This is a genomic window from Paenibacillus sp. S25 (assembly GCF_019454085.1).
Classification (GTDB): Bacteria; Bacillota; Bacilli; order Paenibacillales; family Paenibacillaceae; genus Paenibacillus; species Paenibacillus polymyxa_B.
On the sequence record NZ_CP073683.1, the window covers coordinates 1,936,193 to 1,948,778 of the forward strand.

The following is a 12,586-nucleotide window of genomic DNA, read 5'->3' on the forward strand; positions in this document are numbered from 1 at the left end:
GATCAACATCCTTCAAGGAGTCCGGGGAGGATGCTATGTTAGCAACCTCCTACAGAAAGTCTATTAGATACAGAAGGAGTTACTTCTTTGTTTGTGGTTCCCATTCGCGAATAAGATCGTATGTGATAACCTGATCGGATATGTTCAACCGATTGAGAGCTTCGGTATAGCCCGGTCCGCAGGCGTTTACATCTGTAGGCTGACCTGTATTCAGGTTGTAACAGGTCCCTTTGGAGAATGTACCGTCTTCAGATGGAATGTAGTACACTCGTCCATCTGTGAAAGCACCGGTACGCAGCACAACCATACGAGGCTTCCCGCTAAACAGATCATTTCCCATAAAATGATATGGTTTTGTAGAAATCCCAAGTAGGTGCATTACGGAAGGCGTCAGATCCAACTGACCTGCTGGTTCCGTATACGTGCCCGCCTGACTTCCGTCGGGAAGATGCACAAGCAATGGCACTTGATTCATGATTTTCTGCATGTCCAGATCCGTAAGTGGCTTGCCTAAAAACTTCTCATACAGTGCTTTGTCTTTAATAGAATTGTCATGATCCCCATAAAACATCAGGATCGTATCATCCCACAGTCCGTCTTTCTTCATCTGATCTACCAATTCGCCCAGTGCTTCATCTACATAATGGACAGATTTCAGATAGTCTCCGAACATGGTACCTTCAAACTCGCCAACGTCCAAATCTACCGCGTCAGGTGACAGGTTGTACGGATGATGGCTGGAGATACCGACCATATAGGCGTAGAACGGCTGCTTAACTTCGGTGGTGAGATCATTGAGCGTTTGACGGAAAAAGGATTTATCCCCCAGTGACCAACCCAGTGGCTCATCTATTTTAAAATCTTTTTTACTGTAGAACTTGTCATAGTTCATTGCTTTATACATGGTGTAACGGTTCCAGAAGCTGCTGTCATACACGTGAAACGCATTGGGACTATACCCAGTATCCTTCAAAATGGAAGGTAACGTATCGAATTTATGGTCCGCATAACGGATAAATACCGAGCCAGTAGGGAGTGGATGCAGCGAAGCATGTGTAGAGAAGTCCGCGTCCGAAGTACGACCCTGCGCAGTCTGGTGAAAATAATTGTTGAAATACATGCTTTCCTTCGTCAGTTTGTCAAAGTTAGGCGTAATCGCTTGACCGTTGATCTGTTTGCCGATAAAAAAGTTCATGAACGCTTCAGCTTGAATGACCATCACGTTTTTTCCCTTATACTTGCCTGATAGATCATTTTTAACCTGAAGCAACTTTTGGTGCTGATTAAACCATTCCTTATCCTTATCGGATTCCGCTTGAGCCAATGTTGGCTGGGGACCAAGATGATCCTGACCATAACGGTAGATGTCATATCCATGAAATCCGATCAATCCGGTTACGTTGTACAAGGCCATTGACCACCAGTTGCCGACAAATATGCCAGTTGCCCACGTGGAGGTATAATACTTGATCGGTCCAAATGTTAATACATAGCCAATCAGGAAGGCCAATGCTCCTTTGGAGAAGCGAAGCAGGAACCTCCTTGTGAACGAGCTTCGGGATGCTTCTAAATAAGTATCATTTGTTGTAAACCGACGCCGTAAGGAAGCCACAAATATGACATACGGAATGAATAGAATCCAGTCCGCAAAAAAGAAAAGGTCCCACCAGTACATAAGGGATGCGATACTTCCGCCCAGAGAATCAACTTGTCCTGCTTGAAGTAAGACGGGAATCGTAATGAAATCCTGGAAATACCGATAATAAACCATGTCGGAATAAATGAGCGCAGTGAGCAAAACATCGAGCACCACAAGAGCAATCAAACGTCCGCGACGTGGCAGCCATAAGGTCCAGAAGCTCACAAGTAAAAGCGAACCAATAGCGATGACATAATCCAGCGGATTCATGTCAATATTTTGGGCATGCAAGTTATAGTGAATCAGTACGAGCTTGCCGATCATAAGTACAAAAAACAGACCTAATCCAAAATATCGAGACAGCAGCATTCTGCTGAACGTGTTACCAGTGCGATTTGCACTGGACGTGCGAATAACCAACACTTTACCCCCTCCGGCAGAAATGTTCGGCTAGTATAAACTACATATTAACGTAATGTTAAAACCGAAATGCCTTTAATTATTATAGCGCTCATCTCACGCATTTCAATGATTAAGTAAAGAAAATACAGCACAAATCAGGCCAGAAGAACGAACAGAGGGTTCGTTTCCTGGCCTAAACTTCATCATATTTAAGGCTGCAACGGCGAAGTATCTTTGCGGCGCGGAGGCAGAGGGCCCAGATACTGATAGTATTGGCATTCGATCCGGCCGTTAAACAACTTCCGGCGCTTGTCTGCTTTACGGCCCCAATAATGCTCAAATTGCTTGGTGGAGCTGATGGCAAAGAAGGACCAAGTCTTCATCTCGGCTGCCGTGCGTGCGAGTGAACGGATCAGCTTTTCCACCTCGGATTGCTCGCTCAGTCTCTCGCCATAAGGTGGGTTTGTAATCATCACACCATATTGTCCTTCGAGTCTGACTTTAGTTACAGGCATTACCTTAAGAGGGATGTCTTTAGCAAAGCCTGCTGCTTTTACAGCTGCCTCAGCAACTTGTATGGCATTTGGATCGATATCGCTACCTGCAATCTCAAAAGGAATGTCATCGCGGGTCAAATCCATCGCTTCGTCGCGAGCCTGATCCCATAATTCTCTGCCAATGACAGGCCAGTCTTCCGAGTTAAAGGTACGTCTCAGGCCTGGCGCAATGTTCCAGGCTTGCATGGCAGCTTCGACCAACAAAGTACCGGAACCGCAGCATGGGTCATAGAATGGTCGGTCAGGGCTCCAGCGACTAAGCTGAATAAGAGCAGAAGCCATTGTTTCTTTGAGAGGCGCCTCTGTAACGAGCTTGCGGTAGCCGCGTTTGTGCAGTCCTGGACCAGTCGTATCAAGTGTCAGCAACGCACGATCATTCAATAGAATAACCTCAATGACGTAACGAGGGCCATCTTCAGCAAACCAATCTGTGTGGTAGGTTTCCTTGAGCTTCTCTACAATCGCCTTCTTGACGATTCCCTGACTGGCTGGTACGCTACTAAGCTGTGATTTGTGCGAACGTCCCTCTACGGGAAATTCACCATCTACAGGAATCCAATCCTGCCAAGGCAATGCTTTGGTACCCTCGAACAGCTCGTCGAAGGTAGTTGCAGCAAATTCACCCATTTTTATAAGCACGCGGTCTGATGTGCGAAGCCACAGGTTACACCGGCATATATCCATATAATCTCCGGTAAAAACGACGCGGCCATTTTCAACGGTCAGATCTTCGTATCCGAGTTCTCTGAGTTCCCGGGCCACGACGGCTTCAAGTCCCATTGGCGCAGTTGCAATTAGTTGCAGTTGAGTCATTAAACGTATTCACTCCGTCCCCATAATCATGTAAGCTTGGTTCAATCCCTATAGTATAGGTCATTGTACTCGAAGAGACAAATCATTAAGGTGAAAAATTTACGAAGGACACCACGTCCAACCTGCGCTATGATTAAGCAAGAAGGAGAGATGAACCGTGGAAATTACACCAAATATGACGCCTGAACAATATGTAGACCAGCTGGTACAAGAAGATGAAGCACTGCGCAGTATTAGGGAGGCTATCGTTAAAGAAGGTATGCCGGAAGTATCCGTTGCTCATCCTTACGGAAAACTGTTGACCTTTCTAATTGAAGTATCTGGCGCACAGCATGTACTGGAAATCGGCGCATTAGGCGGCTACAGTGGATTATGTCTGGCCCGTGGGCTGGGAGAAAAGGGCCGCATTGTGTCACTCGAGCTAAAAGAAGCGTACGCAGCGCTGGCACATCGACATATGGAAAACAACGGCTACGGTGACCGTGTCGAATACCGTATCGGACCCGCAGCGGATAGCTTGAAGGAACTTCAGGAAGAGGGAAGAACTTTCGATTTTTTCTTCATTGATGCAGATAAGGAAAATTACCCAGTGTATCTGGAATATGCGATTGCTCTGGCGAATCCGGGTGCCATTATTGCGGGAGACAACTGTTTCCTTCGGGGACGGACGCTGAATACGGATAAGAATGGCCCTGCCGTCCAGGCCGTGAGACGGTTTAACGAAACGATAGCAACAGATCCGCGGCTGGTCAGCACGCTATTGCCAGCTTACGATGGATTGGCGCTAGCTCGAGTTAAATAGCGTTCATTCCCTATATATAGCTATACAGATAAGAACCTCTTGTCCACGGTGGCGTGGACAAGAGGTTCTTATCTGTTAAGGCAGGCTTGTCTTACCCGAAGGTTATCTTACCTGAAATCAGGCGTAGCCTTACGATCAAAGAGCTTCATGCGTACCCAGAATATGTTGACGATTAACAGGACACCTGACATGATAAACAGTCCTTCGATGCCGATAAACCCGGATAGCACCCCGCCAATGACAGCACCCAGCATATTTCCGAGCGCTAGCGAACTGGTATTGAAGCCGAAAGAACGGCTTTCCATTCCTTCCGGTGTATACGTGCGAATCAAAGCATTTACGCTTGGTAGCAGACCGCCCATAAATACACCCATGAAAAAACGGATAATGACAAGTTGCCATACTTCATTGACAAAAGCCTGCGGAATGAGCATAACCGCCGTTCCGAGCAGTGCAATGGTCAAAATCTTGTGCGCCCCTATCTTGTCACTCAATCTTCCAAGGAGCGGTGCAGCAACCATATTGGATACGCCTGTAATAGCCGTAACGAATCCGGCAATCAACGCAATTCCTTCTGCCGACCCATACAGTTTTTGCACATATAACGGCAGCAGAGATACCGTACTGATCATGGCAAACTGGAGCAGAAACGTTACGGTGAACAAAGCCGGAAGCTGGGGCGTATGGCTAAGCTCCTTTAATCCGGCAAGAACCGAAATTTGCGGTATGCGTGCGGCTTCCGTTTTGCTAAAATTTTCTTTAACCAGAAACATTGCGATGAGCGAGGCTATAAAAATTAGAGAGCCTGTAATATAGAAGATCGGTCTGAATCCGACCCAGTCAGCCAAAAATCCGCCTAGCAGAGGGCCGAGAATCGTGCCAGCCATCTGACCGGATTGCATAATCCCCATAGCGAATCCGGTTCGCTCTTTGGGAGTGGTACCCGACACTAGGGAAATCGATGCCGGATTGAAACCCGAAATCGTACCGTTCAGCAGGCGAAGCGCCAGCAGTTGCCACGGGTGGGTGACCAAACCCATACATCCGATGACCAAAGCCATACCAAAGCCTGAGCGAAGCAGCATGACTTTACGTCCATATCGGTCAGCCAGCTTGCCCCACAAAGGCTGGAACATAAATGAAGTCAAAAAGTTAGCGGCAAAAATAACTCCGGCCCATAGACCAATATCGTGCTCTCCCTTCACATGAAGGTCCTGAGCCAGATACAGGGCGAGGAACGGAGTAATCATCGTAATACCCGCATTGACCAGAAACTGACCGAACCAAAGCACAATGAGATTGATTTTCCACGTCTCCCACGTTTTCAATGTGCTTTCACTTCCTTTCTGCCCATTCTCATCCTGTTGTAAATCCTACTTATCAAAGCATAACTTCTCCGGAGCTTTAAAAAAGCCATTTCTCTAGTATAGCACACTTCATTGAAACTTTATCCAAATGTCATGGGTTTGTCATGGTTTGTTCGAGAGCTGCGGTTGTTACGACTCTTGAAAAAGGGCATAATAAAATATAGTATTTATGATTCGAACTGGAGGCTGAAGTCATGACCTACAATGATACTTTTATCCGCGCTTGCCGCAAGCAAGCTGTGGATCATATTCCCGTATGGTACATGCGGCAGGCCGGAAGGTATGACCCTGAGTATCGCAAAATTAAAGAAAAATACACGTTGCTTGAAATATGCCGCCAGCCCGAGTTGGCCGCAGAAGTGACTTTGATGCCCGTGCGCAAGCTTGGGGTGGACGCTGCAATTTTATATTCTGATATTATGAATCCGGTAGCCTCGCTAGGGGTTGATTTTGATATTGTCAAAAATATTGGCCCGGTTATTGATAATCCGATCCGGTCAGCCGCAGACGTAGATAAGTTGCGTCCAATTGATGTGGAACGCGATTTGGGTCATATTTTGGAAACGATCCGTATTTTGGACCGTGAACTAAACGTGCCATTGATTACGTTCGCTGGAGCACCTTTTACCATTGCAAGCTATTTAATAGAAGGAAGGCCCTCCAAAGGATATATTCGCACCAAAGCGATGATGTATGGAGAGCCTGAACTGTGGCATCGCCTGATGGATAAGCTAGGGGACATGGTTATTACATACGTGCGTGCCCATATCGCTAATGGCGGTAAGGCTTTTCAATTGTTTGATAGTTGGGTAGGTGCGCTCTCGCCTTATGATTTTCAAACTTTTGTGTTGCCGACTATCACACGTATTTTCCATGAACTATCTGATCTGGATGTACCTAAAATTTATTTCCCGGGCGTAAGTTCTGGTGAATTGCTCCCACACTTGAATGGGTTAAAAGCCGATGTGATTGGACTGGACTGGCGGGTAAGTATACCTGAAGGACGTCGTCGCTTGGGGAACGGTTTTGGTGTACAGGGAAATCTGGATCCCTATGTGCTTACTGCACCAATCGATGTTATCAAGCAGTATGCAAAAACCATTGTAGATGAAGGCATCTTAGAGCCGGGTTACATTTTCAATCTCGGTCATGGTTTATTTCCTGAGGCCTCGCTAGATAAGCTAAGAGAGCTTACTAACTATGTACATGAGTATTCCCGCTCGGTTTTGTCAAAAAATTAATACATTAGAAACGTTAAGAGGTGATCTGCTAATGAAAACCAAAGTGGGTGTACTGGTCATGTCCTACGGGACGCCGGAGAGTCTGGATCAGGTGGAAGCCTATTATACACATATTCGTCGCGGTAATGCTCCCTCGCCGAAGCAGTTAAAGGAATTAAAGGATCGTTATGAAGCTATTGTGGGCGGTGTGTTTCCGTTGCGGCAGAATACGGATCGGCAGGTTCAAAACCTGCAGGAAACCTTAAATCGGGAAAATCACAACCCTGATATTGAATTTGTCTGTTATCAGGGGCTCAAACATGCCAAACCGTTTATTGAGGACGGTGTGGAAGCCATGGTGCAAGATGGCATTCGTGCAGCGGTGGGTGTCGTGCTGGCTCCGCATTATTCCGTTATGAGTGTAGGCACTTATATTAAGCGCGCACAGGCTAAGGCACAGGAACTGGATCTGGCCATATCATTTGTGGAGAGCTATTATCTTCATCCAAAGCTGATTAAGACGCTGACTGAGCGTGTAAATGCCAAACTGGCGCTTTTTGAAGAAGCTGGAGCCAAGCGGGATGAGGTTCGTGTTCTATTTAGTGCGCACAGCTTGCCTGAACGGATTTTGGCTATGGGTGATCCTTATGTGGAGCAATTAATGGCTACATCGCAGGCTGTTGCGGACAAGGCGGGAATTACCAACTGGCAGTTTACGTGGCAAAGCGCCGGTCGTACAGCAGAGCCATGGCTGGGGCCAGACATTTTGGATACCATGCACAGTCTTAAAGAGGAGCAAGTGGAGTATGTGCTGGCTGCGCCAGTTGGCTTTGTTTCTGATCACTTAGAGGTGTTATACGATCTGGATATCGAAGCACAGGCGTTGGCGAAGGAATTGGATATGCGTTTTCAGCGTATTGATTCACTCAACAGTGATCCACTGTACATGGAGACGCTTAGTGATGTCATCATAGACCAATGGAAAAAGGGATGAGGACATAATGGAGCAAAAGTTACGTAATATTGTAATTGTAGGCGGAGGCTTGACCGGGCTTAGCACTGCTTTTTATACACGAAAAATGTACAAAGAAGCTGGCTATACACCTCGAATTACGCTGGTGGAGAAAGCTTCCGTGCTGGGCGGGAAAATTGAGACGCTGCATAAAGATGGTTTTGTAATTGAAAAGGGGCCAGATTCCTTTCTGGCCCGTAAAACGGCCATGATAGACCTGGCAAAAGAGCTGGAGTTGGATCATGAGTTGGTGAGCACAAATCCTGAGGCTAAAAAGACATACATTTTGCATGAAGGACAGCTTCATCCGATGCCTCCTGGGCTGGTGCTTGGGATTCCAACAGAGCTGAAACCCTTTTTGCGCAGCGGCTTGATCTCTCTAGGCGGGAAAATGCGGGCTATGATGGATTTTGTCATTCCGCCTCGCCGTGTACCGGGAGATGAGGCGTTGGGTGATTTTATTGAACGCCGACTGGGCAAAGAAGTACTGGAAAATGTAACCGAGCCACTGCTGGCGGGGATTTATGCTGCCAACATGAAGACACTAAGTTTGCAGGCGACCTTCCCACAATTTGCTGAGGTAGAGCAACAATACGGAAGCCTCATTCACGGGATGATGACAGGCCGAAAACCAGCTGAAACACATACGGGTACGAAAAAAAGTGCCTTTTTGACCTTCCGTCAAGGTTTGCAAAGTTTGGTGCATGCGTTGCTGAATGATTTGTATGACTGTGATTTACGCACCGGAATTGCTGTTACAGAATTCACAAAGACAACGGATAGTGAAGACAGCCCATATCGCGTTATGCTGGACAATGGAGAGACGCTGGAGGCAGATGATATTTTTGTAACGACTCCCAACTTTGCTGCTGCGCCGCTATTGCGAGATCATGTCAATGTGGCTGCACTGGAAGCCGTTAATTACGTCTCCGTAGCAAACGTGGTCATGGCCTTCGATAAAACAGATATTGAGAATGTCTTTGACGGTTCTGGTTTTCTGGTCCCTCGCAAAGAAGGACGCAGCGTAACCGCTTGTACATGGACGTCTGCCAAGTGGCTACATACTAGCCCGGATGATAAGGTGCTGTTGCGCTGTTATGTAGGGCGAGCAGGAGCTGAAGACACTGTAGAGTTACCGGATGATGAGCTGATTGCACTGGTACGTAAGGATTTGAAAGAGATGATGGGAGTTACAGCAACTCCGCTGTTCACGGAAATTACACGTCTTCGCAACTCCATGCCGCAATATCCGGTAGGGCATCCGCAGGCTATAGCTGATTTGCGGGAAGAATTACGCACTGCCATGCCAGGAGTGTATGTGTTGGGTGCTGGCTATGATGCGATTGGTTTACCGGATTGCATCCGTCAGGCTAAGGAATGGGCCTCCCATGCCGTCCAAACGACACAGCAGGAAGCGGTCAAGGTACAGGTGTAAATGTTCAATGATGAACCCTTCGCGATCCAGGCGAGGGGTTCTATTTATATTGAAATTTGATATATAATGGAGAAGGTGTAAAATTCGCCAGCTAATAAAGAAGTTATGCATATGCAATAGCATAGAAGGAGTGAAGAATGTACCCTCCCAGATCACAGAGAAATGAAGGTCGCAAGAAAGCAAGAAAACCAAAAATAGGCAAGGTTTGGATCATTACGAATCTGGTCCTGCTGCTTATGATCGTAGGTCTTTTCGGTTATTATTACATATTTGAACACGACAACAGTGGCTCTCTTGCGGAAAATGCCAGGTATTCGCAAACGGAGAAGAAAATCCAAACGGGATCTGCTAGTGAAGAGCTACCTACTCCCTCGGTCAGTGAAAGTGTTACAGCTTTGTCAAATAAACAGCTGGACGAAGGCCCTCATGCAGATAAGCAATTCGCTGACAATGAAACGAAGCAATCTGCTGCTTCAGACACAAGCCATCTTCCCGCGGCAACGTCTGACACAAATGCTCCCGAAGGCAGCTCTTCAGGAGCAAAATTATCCTCGGGGAAAGACGGGCAGGCAGGGAACGATACGTCCAAGGATGTATACGACGGTAATCCATCCGCCGATAAGGGAGGAACGGAGGATGTAAAAAAATCCAAAACAGACGATGCAGATTCTCCGACAGTCACGCTTCACTTTGTAGGGGATGTGCAATTTTCCGGTAAAGTTGAGCAGCGATTGGAACAGAATGGGTTTGATTTTCCGTATCAATATCTCGGAAACTTGTTTCATAAAGACGATCTGACGATTGCCAATCTGGAAACGCCCGTGACAACGAATGGTGTGGGTGCGTTAAATAAAACGTATGTGTATAAATCTTCGCCCAAGGCGTTAACTGCGTTGGCTGCGGCAGGGATAGATGCTGTCAATTTGGCCAACAATCACATTTTGGATCAGGGCACAGGCGGATTACTGGATACACTGAAATATCTGGATGAAAAAGGTATTGCCCATGCTGGAGCCGGACGTAATGCAAAAGAAGCGTATGCGCCGCATTATTTTGAACGTAAAGGGATCAAAATTGCGTTATTAGGGACTACACGTGTCATGCCTGAAGCCAACTGGAATGCGGGCGCCAAACTGCCCGGAGTAGCAGGAGCCTATGATTCGTCCGCTATCGTAAAGTCCATCCGTGAGGCACGAATGCAGGCCGATCTGGTGATTGTCATTGCCCATTGGGGGAAGGAGCGCGCTACTGCACTTGAGCCCCATCAGACCGAGTTATCGCATGCTTTTATTGATGCTGGAGCTGATCTTGTCATTGGCGGTCATCCACATGTGCTTCAAGGGATGGAGCAATATAAAGGTAAATGGATCGCATACAGCACAGGTAATTTTATTTTTTCTAAATCAACGGTGCCAGCCACTTGGGATACGGCAATTTTTCAGGCAATCTGTACCCGAAAAGGGGCTTGCGAAATGAAGCTGACCCCTTACCGGGCGGAGCTGGGGCAACCGATCCCATTGAAGGATACGGAGGCCAGCAAAATTTTGCAGAGAGTGGCGACACAGTCACCGGGAAATGTCTCGATAGGGACGGATGGTACAGTAAGCGCTCAATAGAAGTTCGAAAAGAAATTTTTTAAATGGAAATTGACGGAATGGTCGTATGAGGGACTCCTTTGTGGATGGAGGTCATAACAAGATGAATCATTTGTGCGTGGCTCACCGCGGTTTTTCGGGGATTGCTCCCGAGAACACGATGGCAGCCTTTAAGCTTGCGTTGGAGCAGCCGTTTGTACACTGGGTTGAGCTGGATGTACAGCTGTCAAAGGACGGTGTTCCGGTGGTAATTCATGATTTTACGCTGGAGCGAACGACGACTGGTACAGGGAGAGTAAAGGATTCAGACTGGAAAGCATTGCAACAACTTGATGCTGGTAGCTGGAAAAGTGCAGAATACCGTGGAGAAATGATCCCTTCCCTTGCACAGGTACTGGATTTATGTCGTGGCCGCGTATCACTCAATATTGAGCTTAAAACAGCGGGAGATATGTATCCGGGACTGGAGAAAGCCGTACTCCGTGAAATTGTGATGAGAGGGATGGAGGGAGAGGTGGTATTAACCTCTTTTGAGCGTGCCGCATTACGCCGGGCTAAGGAGCTTTCTCCTGAGACTCGTACCGGATTGATTATCGACGCGCGTCCAGATGATTTGGCAAAGCAACTGGAGCAGCTACAATGTACTTTTTTATCCATGGGCTATCCGTGTTTGGATCGATACCTGATGAAAGATCTCACTGGCCGCGGTATTACTGTCATGGCGTGGACGGTGGATGACCGCCGTATAATGCGGAAATTGTCCTCATTGCATCCTGAATTGATGATTTGCACTAATTGGCCGGATCGCTGGGAGCAGGTTTTTTTGCTTTCCAAGCACCGGATGTGGCACTATATACGTAAACTTATTCGTTAATCAATTGGACTACATACGCGGGAAGGGTGACGGATCGTAATGAACGTGGAAATTCGTAATGTTTACTGTGTTGGGCGCAATTATAAGCTGCATGCGGAGGAGCTGGGTAATGAGGTTCCCGCAGAACCGATGATTTTTTTGAAGCCGTCTCATGCGGTTGTGCCGCTGGATGGTGCCACACTGGAGCTTCCTCAGGGGCAGGGAGATATTCATTTTGAGACTGAGCTGGTCGTGGCTGTAGGACGTAAATACGAACCAGGCATGTCTGCAGATACGTGTCTGAACGCATTTGCAATCGGTATTGATTTTACCCTGCGTGATGTACAAAGTGTTCTCAAGAAAAAAGGCCATCCATGGACCGCCGCCAAAGGCTTTAAATCGTCTGCTCCCGTGACACCATTCCTGCCTTTAGAAAAATTGGACATGCTGGAGCAGCAGGATTTTTCCTTGTTCAAAAATGGACAGGAAGTCCAGCGTGGACATGTAAAGGATATGATTTTTTCTATCCAGCACATCGTCGAATATATAGCGACTCATTATGGGCTGGGTGAAGGAGATATTATTTTTACAGGTACTCCAGCAGGAGTAGGGCCTACAGCAAGCGGGGATCGCTTTGAGCTTTTCTGGGGGAGTGATCGTCAGGGGAGCTTCACCATTACATAAACTTGGGAATGACAGTTCATGGATGAGGATTAAAAAAAGGGAATGTTCTTGGTAGTTGGGAAGTAAAGAGCGATTTCCGTAGATAAGCATTGTGAAGGCCGTGTCCTGTGCCAAAGCATGGGACACGGCTTTTATATAAGCGTAGAGCATTGTACAATAATATACAGAACGAAAAAAGAAAAACGGAGATTCATTTCAAAAGCGGGG

Annotated in this window: 10 protein-coding genes; 7 read left to right on the top strand and 3 right to left on the bottom strand. The window is 47.0% G+C overall.

Annotated elements, in window-relative coordinates:
• Nucleotides 1-79 precede the first annotated feature (79 nt).
• Both KAI37_RS08480 and KAI37_RS08485 read right to left on the bottom strand, forming a co-directional pair.
• Nucleotides 80-2,062 carry an LTA synthase family protein gene (locus KAI37_RS08480; RefSeq protein ID WP_220031062.1) on the bottom strand — a complete coding sequence of 661 codons (1,983 nt, stop codon included), beginning with the start codon at nucleotides 2,060-2,062 and terminating at the stop codon, nucleotides 80-82.
• A 188-nt stretch (nucleotides 2,063-2,250) separates the two neighbouring features.
• The gene (locus KAI37_RS08485; protein ID WP_023987994.1) at nucleotides 2,251-3,411 is read right to left on the bottom strand and encodes a THUMP domain-containing class I SAM-dependent RNA methyltransferase; all 1,161 of its coding nucleotides are present in this window, start codon (nucleotides 3,409-3,411) and stop codon (nucleotides 2,251-2,253) included.
• 157 nt (nucleotides 3,412-3,568) lie between these two features.
• Between KAI37_RS08485 and KAI37_RS08490 the strand changes: the two genes are divergently transcribed.
• Nucleotides 3,569-4,213 (top strand): O-methyltransferase, encoded by a 645-nt coding sequence (locus KAI37_RS08490; RefSeq protein WP_023987995.1) that lies wholly within the window; start codon nucleotides 3,569-3,571, stop codon nucleotides 4,211-4,213.
• A 107-nt stretch (nucleotides 4,214-4,320) separates the two neighbouring features.
• On the opposite strand, the gene KAI37_RS08495 is transcribed toward KAI37_RS08490, so the two are convergent.
• Entirely contained in the window at nucleotides 4,321-5,541 is a 1,221-nt protein-coding gene (locus KAI37_RS08495; RefSeq protein WP_071640232.1) for an MFS transporter, read from the bottom strand.
• A gap of 233 nt (nucleotides 5,542-5,774) precedes the next feature.
• On the opposite strand from KAI37_RS08495, the gene hemE reads away from it, so the two are divergent.
• The 6 genes from hemE (at nucleotide 5,775) to KAI37_RS08525 (ending at nucleotide 12,379) form a co-directional block, all read left to right on the top strand.
• Entirely contained in the window at nucleotides 5,775-6,821 is a 1,047-nt protein-coding gene (gene hemE / locus KAI37_RS08500; protein WP_061828618.1) for a uroporphyrinogen decarboxylase, read from the top strand.
• Between the two features lie 31 nt (nucleotides 6,822-6,852).
• Nucleotides 6,853-7,794 carry a ferrochelatase gene (hemH, locus tag KAI37_RS08505; RefSeq protein WP_220031063.1) on the top strand — a complete coding sequence of 314 codons (942 nt, stop codon included), beginning with the start codon at nucleotides 6,853-6,855 and terminating at the stop codon, nucleotides 7,792-7,794.
• A gap of 7 nt (nucleotides 7,795-7,801) precedes the next feature.
• On the top strand, nucleotides 7,802-9,247 hold the full coding sequence (gene hemY / locus KAI37_RS08510) for a protoporphyrinogen oxidase (protein WP_076292556.1): 1,446 nt from the start codon (nucleotides 7,802-7,804) through the stop codon (nucleotides 9,245-9,247).
• Between the two features lie 137 nt (nucleotides 9,248-9,384).
• Nucleotides 9,385-10,863 carry a CapA family protein gene (locus KAI37_RS08515; RefSeq protein ID WP_220031064.1) on the top strand — a complete coding sequence of 493 codons (1,479 nt, stop codon included), beginning with the start codon at nucleotides 9,385-9,387 and terminating at the stop codon, nucleotides 10,861-10,863.
• 82 nt (nucleotides 10,864-10,945) lie between these two features.
• Entirely contained in the window at nucleotides 10,946-11,716 is a 771-nt protein-coding gene (locus tag KAI37_RS08520; RefSeq protein ID WP_220031065.1) for a glycerophosphodiester phosphodiesterase, read from the top strand.
• Nucleotides 11,717-11,755: 39 nt separating this feature from the next.
• Nucleotides 11,756-12,379 carry a fumarylacetoacetate hydrolase family protein gene (locus tag KAI37_RS08525; RefSeq protein WP_220031066.1) on the top strand — a complete coding sequence of 208 codons (624 nt, stop codon included), beginning with the start codon at nucleotides 11,756-11,758 and terminating at the stop codon, nucleotides 12,377-12,379.
• Nucleotides 12,380-12,586: the final 207 nt, after the last annotated feature.

Bases quoted from the DNA above. Each gene is read 5' to 3' on its own strand.
- KAI37_RS08515 (WP_220031064.1), top strand. From the start codon at position 9,385: ATGTACCCTCCCAGATCACAGAGAAATGAAGGTCGCAAGAAAGCAAGA.
- KAI37_RS08485 (WP_023987994.1), bottom strand. From the start codon at position 3,411: ATGACTCAACTGCAACTAATTGCAACTGCGCCAATGGGACTTGAAGCC.
- KAI37_RS08525 (WP_220031066.1), top strand. From the start codon at position 11,756: ATGAACGTGGAAATTCGTAATGTTTACTGTGTTGGGCGCAATTATAAG.
- hemY (WP_076292556.1), top strand. From the start codon at position 7,802: ATGGAGCAAAAGTTACGTAATATTGTAATTGTAGGCGGAGGCTTGACC.
- hemH (WP_220031063.1), top strand. From the start codon at position 6,853: ATGAAAACCAAAGTGGGTGTACTGGTCATGTCCTACGGGACGCCGGAG.
- hemE (WP_061828618.1), top strand. From the start codon at position 5,775: ATGACCTACAATGATACTTTTATCCGCGCTTGCCGCAAGCAAGCTGTG.
- KAI37_RS08520 (WP_220031065.1), top strand. From the start codon at position 10,946: ATGAATCATTTGTGCGTGGCTCACCGCGGTTTTTCGGGGATTGCTCCC.